Source organism: Streptomyces sp. M92, assembly GCF_028473745.1.
In the GTDB taxonomy this organism is placed as follows: domain Bacteria; phylum Actinomycetota; class Actinomycetes; order Streptomycetales; family Streptomycetaceae; genus Streptomyces.
This window is the reverse complement of sequence record NZ_CP101137.1, coordinates 4,804,234-4,818,996: the sequence shown is the minus strand read 5'-3', so window position 1 is coordinate 4,818,996 and position 14,763 is coordinate 4,804,234. Positions and strand designations below refer to the sequence as shown.

The following is a 14,763-nucleotide window of genomic DNA, read 5'->3' as shown; positions in this document are numbered from 1 at the left end:
CCTGCTCCAAGGCTCGCTCCGGCTCCCTCCACTGTCCCACGGGACTCATCAGGGTTACAGGCATGTCAATTTCCGCTGCTCTAGCCGTGGACGACCCAACAATTCTCTGCAACTCTCTGAGCGCTCAACGTAAATGACAGAGAACCGAGGCGGAGATCGGGGACAGATGAGAATCCGGAACTGGAGATCACGTGCCCTGTGCACGGTGGTCGCGACCAGTCTCCTGGCGTTGGGAGGTCCGCTGCTGTCGGCCACGGCAGCCGGTGGCCCCAACATCGCCGTGGGAGACCCCACGGCGGCGAGCAGCTCGCACGGCGAGTACGGCGCCGCCAACATCACCGACGGGAACCAGGGTTCGTACTGGCAGAGCGGCGGCGGCAGCCTCCCCCAGTGGGTGCAGACCGACCTCGGTGCCACCGAGCGGATCGACGAGGTCGTCCTGCGGCTGCCCGCCGGCTGGGAGAGCCGCGACCAGACGCTCTCCGTGCAGGGCAGCGCGGACGGCACCGGCTTCAGCACGCTGAAGAGCTCGGCGAAGTACACCTTCAGCCCGGCGTCGGGCAACACGGTCGCCGTGAGCTTCCCCGCCACCCGGACGCGCTACGTACGGATCGACGTCACCGCGAACACCGGGTGGCCGGCGGCCCAGCTCTCCGAGCTGGAGGTGCACGCGGCCGGGGAGTCGTCCGCGAACCTCGCCGCCGGTCGCACGCTGACGGCGAGCAGCTCCACCGGGCAGTACGCCCCCGGCAACGGCAACGACGGCAACAAGGCCACCTACTGGGAGAGTGCCAACAACGCCCTGCCGCAGTGGCTCCAGGCCGACCTCGGCTCCTCCCGCCGCGTCGACCGCGTAGTGCTGCGGCTGCCGGACGGCTGGCCGGACCGCAGCCAGACCCTGAAGATCCAGGCGAGCGACAACGGCGATGACTTCACCGACCTGACCGCCGCCAAGGCCTACGCCTTCGACGCGGCGGGCGGTCAGTCGGCCACCATCGCCTTCGACGCCGCCACCACGCGCTACGTGCGCGTCCTGGTGACGGCCAACACCGGCCATCCGGCCGCCCAGGTCTCCGAGCTGGAGGTCTACGGCCCGGCGACCGGTGACACCCGGGCCCCGAGCGCACCGGCGAACCTCGCCCTCACCGAGCCCGCCACCGGCCAGATCAGGCTGACGTGGGACGCGGCCAGCGACGACACGGCCGTCACCGGCTACGACGTCTACGCCGACGGCGACCTGCTGACCTCGGTCGCCGGCGACGTCACCACCTACACCGACACCCGGCCGTCCGACACGACCGTCACCTACTTCGTGCGGGCCAAGGACGCGGCCGGCAACCAGTCGGGCAACAGCAACTCCGTGACCCGCCGCGCGGACACCGGCGACACCCAGGCGCCCACCGCGCCCGCGAACCTCGCCCTCACCGAACCGTCCACCGGGCAGATCAAGCTGACCTGGGGCGCCTCCACCGACAACAAGGGCGTCACCGCCTACGACGTCTACGCCGACAACCGGCTGCGCAAGAGCGTCGCCGGTGACGTGACCACCTACACCGACACCCAGCCCGCGTCCGCGAACGTGACCTACTTCGTGCGGGCCAAGGACGCGGCCGGCAACCAGTCGGCCGACAGCAACTCCGTGACCCGCACCGGCACCGGGGACGGCTCCAACATGGCCGTCGGTAAACCGATCAGCGCCTCCTCCGTCATCCACACCTACGCCGCCGAGAACGCCAACGACAACAACACGTCCACCTACTGGGAGGGCGCCGCGAACAGCTATCCCAACACGCTCACCCTGAAGCTGGGCGCCAACGCGGACGTCGACCGCGTCGTCCTCAAGCTCAACCCCGACACCAGCTGGTCGAAGCGCACCCAGCGGATCGAGGTGCTCGGCCGCGAGCAGGACGCGTCCGGCTTCGCCGGCCTCGTCGCCGCGAAGGACTACGTCTTCGACCCGGCGAGCGGCGGCAACAGCGTGTCCGTACCGGTCGGTGAGCGGGTCGCCGACGTGCGGCTCAGGTTCACCGCCAACAGCGGGGCGACGGCCGGGCAGATCGCCGAGTTCCAGGTGATCGGCACGCCCGCGCCCAACCCCGACCTGGAGGTGACGAAGCTGACCACCTCGCCCGCCTCGCCGGTGGAGTCGGACGAGATCACCGTGTCCGCCACCGTCCGCAACAGCGGTGCGGCCGACGCCCCGGCGGGCGAGGTCGTCGTGCGCCTGGGCGACACGGAGGTCGCCACCGCGGCGGTGGGCGCGCTCAAGGCCGGTGCCGAGGAGACGGTCAGTGCCTCCGTCGGGGCCCGGGACGCCGGGTCGTACGAGCTGAGCGCGGTCGCCGACGCGGCGGAGGCGATCACCGAGCAGAACGAGTCCAACAACACCCACACCCGGCCCGAGCCGCTGGTGGTCAAGCCGGTCCGGAGCTCCGACCTGGTGGCCGCCACGGTCACCACGTCACCCAGCAGCCCGGCCGCCGGTGACGACGTGACCTTCAAGGTCGCGCTGAGGAACCAGGGCACCCAGGACTCGGCGGGCGGCGGCCACGAGGTGAGGCTGAGCCTCCTCGACTCCGAGGGCGCCACCGTCAAGACGCTGACCGGCGCGCACGACGGCGTCATCGCCGCCGGTTCGACCAGCCCCGCGGTGAGCCTCGGCACCTGGAAGGCCGCCAACGGCTCGTACACCCTGAAGGCCGAGGTCGCCGGCGACGCGAACGAGCTGCCGGTCAAGCGGGAGAACAACACCTCCACGCAGCCGCTGTTCGTCGGGCGCGGCGCCGGCATGCCGTACGACATGTACGAGGCGGAGGACGGGACCGCCGGCGGCGGCGCGCAGGTGGTCGGTCCCAACCGGACCATCGGCGACATCGCGGGAGAGGCGTCCGGGCGCAAGGCCGTGCACCTCGACGAGACCGGTGAGTACGTCGAGTTCACCACCCGGGCCGAGACCAACACCCTGGTGACCCGCTTCTCGATCCCGGACGCCCCGGGCGGCGGCGGCATCGACTCCACGATCAACGTGTACGTCGACGGCGTCATGAAGAAGGCGCTGCCGCTCACCTCGAAGTACGCCTGGCTCTACGGCGCCGAGGCCTCCCCCGGCAACTCGCCGAGCGCGGGCGCGCCGCGGCACATCTACGACGAGGCGCACATCATGCTGGGCGAGACCGTCCCGGCGGGGAGCAGGATCCGGTTGCAGAAGGACGCCGCGAACACCACCGACTACGCGATCGACTTCGTCAACCTGGAGCAGGTCGCGCCGGTGGCCAACCCGGACCCGGCGGCGTACGCGGTGCCCGCCGGATTCACCCACCAGGACGTGCAGAACGCGCTCGACCGGGTCCGGATGGACTCCACGGGCAAGCTCGTCGGCGTGTACCTGCCGCCCGGCGACTACCAGACGTCGAGCAAGTTCCAGGTGTACGGCAAGGCGGTCGAGGTGGTCGGCGCGGGACCGTGGTTCACGCAGTTCCACGCGCCCACGACGCAGGACAACACCGACGTCGGCTTCCGGGCCGACGCGAGCGCGAAGGGTTCGTCGTTCGCGAACTTCGCCTACTTCGGCAACTACACCACCCGCATCGACGGGCCGGGCAAGGTGTTCGACTTCTCCAACGTGTCGGACATCGTGATCGACAACATCTGGAACGAGCACATGGTGTGCCTGTACTGGGGCGCCAACACGGACCGGGTCACGATCAAGAACTCCCGGATCCGCAACACGTTCGCCGACGCCGTCAACATGACCAACGGCTCGACCGACAACCTCGTCTCCAACAACGACGCCCGGGCCACCGGTGACGACAGCTTCGCGCTCTTCTCGGCGATCGACGCGGGCGGCGCGGACATGAAGAACAACCTCTACGAGAACCTGACGTCGACACTGACCTGGCGCGCGGCGGGGCTGGCCGTGTACGGCGGCTACAACAACACCTTTCGCAACATCCACATCGCCGACACCCTGGTCTACTCCGGCATCACCATCAGCTCGCTGGACTTCGGCTACCCGATGAACGGCTTCGGCACCGATCCGACGACCTTCGAGAACATCTCGATCGTCCGGGCCGGCGGGCACTTCTGGGGCAATCAGACCTTCCCGGGCATCTGGGTGTTCTCGGCGTCCGAGGTGTTCCAGGGCATCCGGGTCAACGACGTGGACATCGTCGACCCGACCTACAGCGGCATCATGTTCCAGACGGACTACGTGGGAGGTCAGCCCCAGTACCCGATCAAGGACACGGTCTTCACCGACGTCACGGTCTCCGGCGCGCGCAAGAGCGGTGACGCGTTCGACGCCAAGTCCGGCTTCGGGCTGTGGGCCAACGAGATGCCGGAGGCCGGGGAGGGTCCGGCGGTCGGCGAGGTCGTCTTCAACAACCTGACGCTCGAGGACAACGCCGTGGACATCAGGAACACGACGTCCACGTTCAAGATCGTTCGCAATCCCTAGACCTGCTCTGACCTTGTCGGACAGGTTGACGACTGGCGCAAGTCTCTTGCGAGACTTGCGCTAGTCTTGCACATGTGACGCGACGACTTGCTCAAGTAGCGAAGAAGGTTGGGGTCAGCGAGGCCACGGTCAGCCGGGTCCTCAACGACAAACCGGGGGTTTCGGAGGCGACCCGGCAGTCCGTGCTGAGCGCGCTGGACGTGCTGGGCTACGAGCGGCCGACCCAGCTGCGGGGCGAGCGGGCGCGTCTGGTGGGGCTGGTCCTGCCCGAGCTCCAGAACCCGATCTTCCCGGCGTTCGCCGAGGTCATCGGCGGTGCGCTGGCCCAGCAGGGGCTGACGCCGGTGCTGTGCACGCAGACCAAGGGCGGCGTCTCCGAGGCCGACTACGTCGAGTTGCTGCTCCAGCAGCAGGTCTCCGGGGTCGTCTTCGCCGGCGGGCTGTTCGCCCAGGCCGACGCCCCGCACGACCACTACCGGCTGCTCGCCGAGCGCAACATCCCGGTCGTCCTGATCAACGCCTCCATCCCGGACCTCGACTTCCCGTGCATCGCCTGCGACGACGCCGTCGCCGTCGAGCAGTCCTGGCGACACCTGGTCTCCCTCGGGCACCAACGCATCGGCCTGGTGCTGGGCCCGGGCGACCACATCCCCTCCCTGCGCAGGCTCCGGGCCGCCGTACAGGCCGCGGGCGGCTCGATGGCCGAGGAGTTCGTGGAGCGCTCGATGTTCTCCCTGGAGGGCGGCCAGGCAGCCGCCTCCCGCCTCATCGACCGCGGCGTCACCGGCATCATCTGCGCCAGCGACCCCCTCGCCCTCGGCGCCGTACGCGCCGCTCGTCGGCGCTCACTGGCCGTACCCCACGACATCTCCGTCGTCGGCTACGACGACTCCGCCTTCATGACCTGCACCGAACCACCCCTCACCACCGTCCGCCAGCCCATCGAGGCCATGGGACGCGCCGCCGTCGACCTCCTCTGCGCCCAGATCCAGGGCACCGAAGTCCCGCACCGGGAGCTGCTCTTCGAACCGGAACTCGTCGTCCGCGGCTCCACCGCACAAGCGGCCGTCAAGTAACCGGCGCTCAATCGGTTCTCAACATCTACGGCGAACTGTCGAGCAATTACGAAATCAGCGTGAGATATTGCGTTCACTTGTTCACGGTGGTTGAGTGAGCGGCGCCCCACAACGCATCGGCGGTGGGGCGCCTTCCACGTTCATGCCCGAAGGGGACCACCCATGAGAAGTGCTCGGTTCCGCCGTACCCGTCGTGCCGGCGCCATCACGCTCGTCTCCGCCCTCACGCTGACCGCCCTGGCCGCCTGCGGCACGAGCAGCAGCGACGACGGCGGCGGTTCCGAAGGCGGGAGCGGGTCCTCCGACCCGGCCGCTCCGCTGGACCCGAAGACCAAGGTGACCATCACCATCGACTGCATGCCCCCGGCGGCGAAGGCGGCCGAGCTGAAGGAGTGGAAGGAGGACGTCGCCGAATTCAACGAGAAGTACCCCAACGTGACCATCGACGGCCGCTCCACCCCCGGTCAGTGCCTGGAACCCCCGCGATTCACCGCGATGCTGAAGGCCAAGTCGCAGCCCGACGTCTTCTTCACGTACTTCACCGACCTGCCCCAGGTACTGGACCACGACGGCGCCGAGGACATCACCGCGTACGTCAACGACAAGACGGTCCCCGCCCTCGAGGACATCGACCCGGACGTCCTCGGCCAGCTCAAGCACGAGGACAAGCTGTACGGCCTGCCGACCAGCAACTACACGATGGGCCTGCTGATCAACCGCAGCCTCTTCGAGCAGGCCGGACTCGACCCGGACAACCCGCCGCGCACCTGGGACGAGGTCCGCGCCGCCGCCAAGAAGATCTCCGACCTCGGCGACGGCATCGCCGGCTTCGGCGAGTACAGCGCGGGCAACACCGGCGGCTGGCACTTCACCGCCCAGATGTACAGCCTCGGCGGCGACGTCGTCGACGCGAGCGGCAGGAAGGCGGCGTTCAACGACGAGCTGGGCAAGCAGGTCGCCGAGAACCTCCACGCGATGCGCTGGGAGGACGACAGCATGGGCAAGACCCAGCTGCTCAAGTGGGGCGACCTGCAGAAGCAGATCGCCACTGACAAGCTCGGCATGTTCCTCGCCGCGCCCGACGACATCACGTACATGGTGCAGCAGCTCGGCGCCGACTACGAGAACTTCGGGATGGCGCCGATCCCCGGCGGAAAGAACACCCTCGCCGGCGGCAACAGCTACATGATCAAGAAGGGTATCTCCTCCGACAAGATCAAGGCCGCCGTCGCCTGGCTCGACTTCCAGAACCTCACCGTCGGCGAGGGACAGTTCAACTGGGAGCGCAAGAAGAAGGACGACCTGCCGGTCGGCCTCCCGCAGCCCAACTTCTGGCTGAACGAGTCGAAGAAGAAGGACGACGCGGCCCGCATCGAGCACGCCACCATGCCGGTCGAGAACTTCAAGCCGTTCATGGACTCCCCGGTCCCGGGCAAGGCCGAGCCGCCGAAGGCGCAGGAGGTCTACAAGGTCCTGGACAACGTGATGTCCGGCATCCTGACCAACGAGGACGCCGACATCGACAAGTTGCTCGACACGGCCGAGCAGCAGGTCAACCAGGTTCTGGCCACGCAGTGACCGGCTCCCTCGGGGGGCGGGCCGCACCGCCCCCCGGGGCCCATGAGATCAGTACCGAGGAGCGACGATGTCCGCCCCCAGCCTCACCCCGAGCAAGGCGGCGAGAGCCCGCCACGCCCAGCCGCCGCCGGACGGCCCGCCCCCGCCCGGCGGGTCCTTCGCCCGGAGCCTGAAGCGCAACCTCACCGCGCACGGCTTCCTGATCGGCGCGGTCCTCTGCTTCGCGTTCTTCTCCTGGTACCCGATGGTCCGGGAGTTCTTCCTCGCCTTCCAGAAGACGGAGCAGGGCGAGGTCTCCTGGGTCGGCCTGGACAACCTGCGCACGGTCCTCAACGACCCGGCCTTCTGGCAGGCCTGGCGCAACACCCTGCTGTTCACCGTGCTGGCCCTGGTCTTCGGCTTCGCGGTGCCGTTCGTCGTCGCGCTCGTCATCAACGAACTGAGGCACGGCAAGGGGTACCTGCGGCTGCTGGTGTACCTGCCGGTGATGCTGCCGCCGGTCGCCGCCGTCCTGCTCTTCAAGTACCTGTACGACCCCGGCTACGGCCTGCTCAACGAGTTGTTCGGCACCGTGGGTCTGCCCGAGCAGCAGTGGCTGCAGGACCCCGACCTCTCCATGCTCTCCGTGGTGATCGCGTCGACCTGGATGAACATGGGCGGCGCGGCCCTCATCTACCTCGCCGCGCTCCAGGGCATCCCCGGGGAGCTGTACGAGGCGGCGGAACTGGACGGGGCCGGCCTCCTCCGCAAGATCTGGCACGTGACGATCCCGCAGACGCGGCTGATCCTGTCGCTGCTGCTGCTGATGCAGATCATCGCCACCATGCAGGTCTTCGTGGAGCCCTTCCTGCTCACCGGCGGTGCCGGCCCCGAGGGCTCGACCACGACGGTCGTCTACCTGATCTACCAGTACGCCTTCAACTTCAACGACTACGGCGCCGCGGCGGCCCTCGGTCTGCTGCTCCTCGTGCTGCTCGCCGGTTTCTCGGCGGCGTACGTGAAGCTCAACCGCGCCGAGAACGAGTAGGCCGGGGGAATCCGACGATGTCCACACGCACGCTCATCTCGCCGGCCCAGCTCGCCCGGCCGCGCGGCAAACGCCTGTACTGGCTGACGTTCGCCCTGGTCGTCACGGTGTTCACCGTGGTCTTCCTCGGCCCGATGTACTGGATGGTCTCCAGCGGTTTCAAGGACACCCAGGAAGCGGTCGCGACCCCGCCGACGCTGGTCCCCGAGTCCTTCCAGCCCGACAACTACTCCCAGGCCTGGACCGTCATGGACCTGGCCGGGCTGCTGGGCAACACGCTCTACTACGCGTTCGGCGCGCTCGCCTTCCAGCTGGTGCTGGACGTGGCGGCGGCGTACTCGCTGTCCAAGCTCCGCCCGGTCTTCGGCAAGGCCATCCTCGGCATGATGCTGGCGACGCTGATGATCCCGGCGACCGTGCTGGTCGTGCCGCAGTACCTGACGGTGCTGGACGTGCCGGTCTTCGAGCGCAACCTGCTGAACACCCCGTGGGCGATCTGGCTGCCCTCGGTGACCAACGCCTTCAACATCTTCCTGCTGAAGCGGTTCTTCGACTCGATCCCGAGGGAGCTGCTGGACGCCGCGTCCATGGACGGCGCCTCGCCGATGCGCACCCTGTGGTCGATCGTCCTGCCCATCTCCCGGCCGATCCTCGGCGTGGTGTCCATCTTCGCGATCGTGGGCGTCTGGAAGGACTTCCTCTGGCCCATGCTGACGCTGCCGGACCCGGCCAAGCAGACCCTGAACGTCGGCATCTACTCGCTGTCCAACGGTGTGCCCGTCAACGTGCTGATCGCCGCGCTCACCATGGCCTCGCTGCCGACCCTGATCATCTTCCTGATCTTCCAGCGCAACATCATGAGCGGACTCACCGCCGGCGGGCTCAAGGGCTGAGGCGCCCCGCGCCGCCCCTTCCCCGGCTCCGTCCCCGTCAGCCTTCGCCGCCGGCCCGTCCGACGCCCCGCCCTGTCCGGGCCGGCGGCGAAGATCCGACCTGCCCGAAAGGACCGCCACGTGGCAGCCCCCAACTCGCACCGCACCGCCGACTGGTGGCGCGACGCCGTCATCTACCAGGTGTACCCCCGCAGTTTCGCCGACGGCGACGGCGACGGCACCGGTGACCTCGCGGGCGTGAGGGCGAGACTGCCCTACCTCGCCGAACTCGGCGTGGACGCCGTGTGGTTCACCCCCTGGTACGTCTCGCCGCTCGTCGACGGCGGCTACGACGTCGCCGACTACCGCACCATCGACCCGGCCTTCGGCACCCTCGGCGAGGCCGAGAAGCTGATCGCCGAGGCGCGGGAGCTGGGCATCCGCACCATCGTCGACATCGTCCCCAACCACGTCTCCGACCAGCACGCCTGGTTCCGGGCGGCGCTGGCCGCCGGCCCCGGCAGCGCGGAGCGCAAGCGCTTCCACTTCCGTCCCGGACGCGGCGAGAACGGCGAGCTGCCGCCCAACAACTGGCCCTCCCAGTTCTCCGGCAGCACCTGGACCCGGGTCCCGGACGGCGAGTGGTACCTCCACCTGTTCACCCCGGAGCAGCCCGACCTGAACTGGGCCCACCCCGAGGTGCGCCAGGAGCACGAGGACGTGCTGCGCTTCTGGTTCGAGCGCGGGGTGGCGGGCGTACGCATCGACTCCGCCGCCCTGCTCGCCAAGGACCCCGCGCTGGCGGACTTCGAGGAGGGCGTCGACCCGCACCCCTACATCGACCAGGACGAACTGCACGACATCTACCGCTCCTGGCGGGCCGTGGCCGACGAGTACGGTGGTGTCTTCGTCGGCGAGGTGTGGCTGCCCGACGCCGAACGTTTCGCCCGCTACCTGCGCCCCGACGAGCTGCACACCGCGTTCAACTTCAACTTCCTGTCCTGCCCCTGGGACGCGGACCGGCTGCGCCGCACCATCGACGACACGCTCGCCGAGCACGCCCCCGTCGGCGCCCCCGCCACCTGGGTGCTGTGCAACCACGACGTGACCCGCACCGTCACCCGGTACGGCCGCGAGGACACCGGCTTCGACTTCGCCGAGAAGGCCTTCGGCACGCCCACCGACCTGACGCTCGGGACGCGGCGCGCCCGGGCCGCCGCGCTGCTGACGCTGGCCCTGCCCGGGTCCGTCTACCTGTACCAGGGGGAGGAGCTCGGTCTGCCCGAGGCCGACGTCCCGCTCGACCGCATCCAGGACCCGATGCACCACCGCTCCGGGGGCGTCGATCCGGGCCGGGACGGCTGCCGGGTGCCGCTGCCGTGGTCGGCCGACGCGCCGTACTGCGGTTTCGGCTCGGAGACGGAGCCCTGGCTGCCGCAGCCGGCGGGCTGGCCGTCGTACGCCGCGGACCGCCAGAGCACCGACCCGGCGTCGATGCTCGCCCTCTACCGCGAGGCGCTGCGCCTGCGGCGCACCACCGGCGGCTTCGGCGACGGTCCGTTCGACTGGCTGCCCGCGCCGGACGGCGTCCTCTCCTTCCGCCGCCCCGGCGGTCTGACGTGCGTCGTCAACCTGTCCCCGGGGCCGGTCGCCCTGCCGGAGCACGGCACGCTCCTGCTGGGCAGCGGGCCCCTGGACGGGGACGGCCGGCTGCCGCGGGACACGGCGGTGTGGCTGCGCGACTGAGGCAGGACCCCGGCGGCGCCGTGGGCTCCCGGCCCATCCGTCACGGCGCCGCCGTCGCCGCCCGTCCCGAGGCGAGGCAGAATCGGGGCAGGAGGCGTGGGAGGAGGCGACGCGTGCGGGAGCGACCGTGGCGGCGTGAGGTGCACCGTCCTGCGAAAGCGCTCGTCGGCGGGCGCCGGGCGCTGCGGGGAGCGCTGCGGCCGATGACGGAGGCACTGGGCGCGCGACGCCGGCTGGCCTGGCTGAACGAGGCCGGTACGTGGATCGGCACCACGCTGGACCTGCGGCGCACGGCCGAGGAGCTGGCCGCGTTCACCGTCCCGGAGCTGGCCGACGGCTCCGCGGTGGACCTGCTGGACACCGTGCTGCGGTTCCAGGAGGGGGACCGCGTCCGGGGCAGCGAACCCCCGCGGCTGAGGGCCATGGCGGTGGCGGAGATCGACGGCTTGGACCTCGCACCGGACCCGGTCGGCGAGCTGTCCGTGCACAGCGCCGACCGGCTGGGTCTCAGGTGCCTGACCACGCGCGAACCGGTGCTGATCGCCCGGATGACGCGGGCGGACTACGGCGTCGTCGCCCCGACCGCCGAGTCCGCCGACGTCATGCGGCGGGCGGGGGTCCACTCCTACCTGGTGGTCCCGCTGGTCGCCCGCGGTGTGCTGCTGGGGCTGGCGGACTTCGTCCGGGCCGGCAGCCGGGCACCGTTCACCGAGGGCGACGTGGCGCTGGCCATGGAGCTGGCGTCCAAGGCGGCCGTGTCCATCGACAACGCCCGGCTCTACGGGAGGGAGCGCGAGCACGTGGTCACGCTGCAGCGCGCGCTGCTCCCCCGGTCCAGCCCCAGCACTCCGGGGCTCGCGGTCTCCTCGTGCTACGACCCGGCCGCCGACCCGGCCGCCGTGGGCGGCGACTGGTTCGACGTCGTGGCGCTGCCCAGCGGGCGCACCGCGCTGATGGTGGGCGACGTGATGGGACGCGGGCTGGCCGCCGCCGCGACCATGGGACGGCTGCGCACGGTGGCCCGCACGCTGATGGCGCTGGACATCGCGCCCGAGCGGCTGCTGGCCCGGCTGGACCTGGCCGCCCGTGACCTGGAGGAGGACCAGTACGCCACCTGCCTGTGCGCGGTCTACGACCCGTACGGCTCCGCCTTCCGCATCGCCAGCGCCGGTCATCCGCCGCCGCTGCTCACCGGCGCCGACGGAACCGCCGCGTATTTGGACGTGCCCGCCGGGGCGCCGCTGGGCGCCGGGGTGATCCCGTACGACCCGGTGGACGTTCCCGCGCCCGGGGGAAGCCGCCTGACGCTGTACACGGACGGCCTGATCAGGTCGCGCACCGCCGGGCTCGCCGACCGGATGGAGCGGCTGCGCGAGGCGGCCGCCGGCACCGTGCCCGAGGACGGCGCGGTGTGCCGGGCGGTCACCGAGCGGGTGGGGAGCGACCGGTCCGACGACGCGATCGTCCTGGTCGCGGGGGCCCGTCCGCTGGGTCCGGACGGTGACGTGTTCGTCCGGACGCTGCCGCCGGACGGCAAGGCCGCCGGGCAGGCGCGGACGACGGTGCGCGAGCAGTTGGTGAAGTGGGGACTGGAGGAGCTGGTCGACACCACCGAGCTGGTCGTCAGCGAGCTGGTGGGCAACGCCCTGCGGTACGGGAACGCCCCGGGCGAGCTGCGGCTGCTGCGGGACGAGCGGCTGTCGGTGGAGGTCTCCGACTCCGGGCCCGACCTGCCGCAGATCCAGCACGCGGACGTGAGCGACGAGAGCGGGCGCGGGCTCCAGCTGATCAACATGCTGTGCCGGCGCTGGGGTTCGTGCCGTACGCCGTCGGGGAAGGTGGTCTGGGCCGAGCAGGACCTGCCCGTGCGGCCGGGTGCTCCCCGGCCGCACGGGCGGTAGCGCCCTGGACCCCGCTCCGTCCGCTACGCCGCCTTCTCCATCGTCCGCCGCCCGAACTGGGTGCGGTGGAGCTGGGCGTAGCGGCCGCCGGCCGTGAGGAGTTCGTCGTGCGTGCCGCGCTCCACGATGCGGCCGGCCTCGACCACCAGGATCTGGTCGGCCGCCCGGACGGTGGACAGCCGGTGGGCGATGACCACGGCGGTCCTGCCTTCCAGGGCCTCGGTCAGGGCCTCCTGGACGGCGGCCTCGGAGGTGTTGTCGAGGTGGGCGGTGGCCTCGTCGAGGATGACGACGCGCTGGCGGGCGAGCAGCAGCCGGGCGATGGTCATGCGCTGGCGCTCCCCGCCGGAGAGCCGGTAGCCGCGCTCGCCGACCACGGTGTCGAGGCCGTCGGGCAGGGACCGTACGAGGTCGGTCAGGCGGGCGCGGCGCAGCGCTTCCCACAGTTCGGTCTCCGAGGCCTCCGGCCGGGCCAGGAGCAGGTTGGCGCGGACGGTGTCGTGGAAGAGGTGGCCGTCCTGGGTGACCATGCCGACGGTGTCGCGCAGGGCGCGGGCGCTGAGGTCGCGGACGTCGACGCCGCCGATGCGCACGGTGCCGCCGTCGGTGTCGTACAGGCGCGGCAGGAGCTGGGCGATGGTGGACTTGCCGGCGCCGGAGGAGCCGACGAGGGCGATGGTCTGGCCGGGTTCGGCGCGGAAGGAGAGTCCGTGCAGGACCTCCTCGCCGCCCCGGGTGTCCAGTGCGGCGACCTCTTCGAGGGAGGCCAGGGAGACCTTGTCGGCGGACGGGTAGCCGAAGCGGACGTCGTCGAACTCGACGGCGACGGGGCCGTCGGGGACCGGCCCGGCATCGGGCTTCTCGTCGATGAGCGGCGTCAGGTCGAGCACCTCGAAGACCCGCTCGAAGCTGACGAGGGCGCTCATGACCTCGACGCGGGCCCCGGCGAGGGCGGTGAGCGGCGCGTACAGGCGGGTCAGCAGCAGCGCCAGCGCGACGACGGCGCCCGCGTCCAGGGTGCCGCGCAGGGCGAAGAAGCCGCCGAGGCCGTAGACGAGGGCCAGGGCGAGGGCGGAGACCAGGGTGAGGGCGGTAATGAAGGCCGCCTGGGCGGTGGCGGTGCGCACGCCGATGTCGGCGACGCGGCGGGCGCGGTCGGCGAACTCGGCCGACTCCTCCTCGGGGCGGCCGAACAGCTTGATCAGCGTGGCGCCGGGTGCGGAGAAGCGCTCGGTCATGCGGGTGCCCATGGCGGCGTTCAGGGTGGCGGCCTCGCGCTGCATGCGGGCCATGCGGCGGCCCATGCGGCGGGCCGGGAGCACGAAGACGGGGAGCAGGACCAGGGCGAGCAGGGTGATCTGCCAGGACAGGGTGAGCATCACGGCGAGGGTGAGGAGCAGTGTGACCAGGTTGGTCACCACGCCGGAGAGGGTGTTGCTGAAGGCGCGCTGGGCGCCGATGACGTCGTTGTTGAGACGGGAGACCAGGGCGCCCGTACGAGTGCGTGTGAAGAACGCGACCGGCATGCGCTGCACATGATCGAACACAGCCGTGCGCAGATCGAGGATCAGGCCCTCCCCGAGCATCGCCGACAGCCTCCGGGAGAGGATGCCGAGGCCCGCCTCGGCGACCGCGATCAGCGCGATCAGCAGGGCGAGGCGGACGACCGTGCCCTCGTCGCCGTCCGACACGATCGTGTCCACGACGCGTCCGGCGAGTACGGGGGTGGCGACGGCGAGGAGCGCGGTCGCCACCCCGAGCAGGACGAACCGGGCGATGCGCCGGCGGTGGGGACGGGCGAAGGCGCCGATGCGGCGCAGCGTCGCGCGGGCGAGGGGGCGGCGGTCCTGCTCGGCGTTCATGACGCTGTGCAGCTGGGTCCAGGCTGTGGTCTCCATGCTCATGCGAGTGACGGTAGAACCTCGAGTTTCCTTGAGGTCAAGCGTCGAGGAGCGGACCGGCCGCCCGCGGTCCGTAAACCGTCGTCCGCGCGTCGGTCATCCGTAGTTGGCGCGGCTCGGGGAGTCTGTGGTGGTGTGACAGCGGTGGAGATTCCCCAGGAGTCCGTGCCCGTGCCCGCCCCCGTCCGGCCCCAGGGCCGTGCCCG

The 14,763-nt window shown here is 70.7% G+C and carries 8 protein-coding genes; 7 read left to right on the top strand and 1 reads right to left on the bottom strand.

The genetic code is table 11. The features are described 5' to 3' along the window. Nucleotides 1-166 precede the first annotated feature (166 nt). The 7 genes from M6G08_RS21575 to M6G08_RS21545 all read left to right on the top strand — a co-directional run bounded on the left by M6G08_RS21575 (nt 167) and on the right by M6G08_RS21545 (nt 12,656). Nucleotides 167-4,456, top strand: coding sequence for a discoidin domain-containing protein (locus M6G08_RS21575; protein WP_272588801.1), 4,290 nt, complete (start codon nt 167-169; stop codon nt 4,454-4,456). A gap of 74 nt (nt 4,457-4,530) precedes the next feature. Then, on the top strand, nt 4,531-5,532 hold the full coding sequence (locus M6G08_RS21570) for a LacI family DNA-binding transcriptional regulator (protein WP_272588800.1): 1,002 nt from the start codon (nt 4,531-4,533) through the stop codon (nt 5,530-5,532). 162 nt (nt 5,533-5,694) lie between these two features. Then, complete coding sequence (locus M6G08_RS21565; RefSeq protein WP_272588799.1) at nt 5,695-7,110, top strand: ABC transporter substrate-binding protein; 1,416 nt, start codon at nt 5,695-5,697, stop codon at nt 7,108-7,110. Nucleotides 7,111-7,177: 67 nt separating this feature from the next. Next, nucleotides 7,178-8,137 carry a carbohydrate ABC transporter permease gene (locus M6G08_RS21560; protein ID WP_272588798.1) on the top strand — a complete coding sequence of 320 codons (960 nt, stop codon included), beginning with the start codon at nt 7,178-7,180 and terminating at the stop codon, nt 8,135-8,137. 17 nt (nt 8,138-8,154) lie between these two features. After that, the gene (locus M6G08_RS21555; RefSeq protein WP_272588797.1) at nt 8,155-9,030 is read left to right on the top strand and encodes a carbohydrate ABC transporter permease; all 876 of its coding nucleotides are present in this window, start codon (nt 8,155-8,157) and stop codon (nt 9,028-9,030) included. 120 nt (nt 9,031-9,150) lie between these two features. After that, nucleotides 9,151-10,755: a glycoside hydrolase family 13 protein gene (locus M6G08_RS21550; protein ID WP_272588796.1), complete on the top strand. Its 1,605-nt coding sequence runs from the start codon at nt 9,151-9,153 to the stop codon at nt 10,753-10,755. A gap of 113 nt (nt 10,756-10,868) precedes the next feature. Next, entirely contained in the window at nt 10,869-12,656 is a 1,788-nt protein-coding gene (locus M6G08_RS21545; RefSeq protein ID WP_272588795.1) for an ATP-binding SpoIIE family protein phosphatase, read from the top strand. 23 nt (nt 12,657-12,679) lie between these two features. Here the strand turns inward: M6G08_RS21545 and M6G08_RS21540 are convergent, their stop codons facing one another. Then, the gene (locus M6G08_RS21540) at nt 12,680-14,554 is read right to left on the bottom strand and encodes an ABC transporter ATP-binding protein (protein ID WP_272591397.1); all 1,875 of its coding nucleotides are present in this window, start codon (nt 14,552-14,554) and stop codon (nt 12,680-12,682) included. Nucleotides 14,555-14,763 lie beyond the last annotated feature (209 nt).

Bases quoted from the DNA above. Each gene is read 5' to 3' on its own strand.
- M6G08_RS21540 (WP_272591397.1), bottom strand. From the start codon at position 14,554: ATGGAGACCACAGCCTGGACCCAGCTGCACAGCGTCATGAACGCCGAG.
- M6G08_RS21575 (WP_272588801.1), top strand. From the start codon at position 167: ATGAGAATCCGGAACTGGAGATCACGTGCCCTGTGCACGGTGGTCGCG.
- M6G08_RS21565 (WP_272588799.1), top strand. From the start codon at position 5,695: ATGAGAAGTGCTCGGTTCCGCCGTACCCGTCGTGCCGGCGCCATCACG.
- M6G08_RS21560 (WP_272588798.1), top strand. From the start codon at position 7,178: ATGTCCGCCCCCAGCCTCACCCCGAGCAAGGCGGCGAGAGCCCGCCAC.
- M6G08_RS21555 (WP_272588797.1), top strand. From the start codon at position 8,155: ATGTCCACACGCACGCTCATCTCGCCGGCCCAGCTCGCCCGGCCGCGC.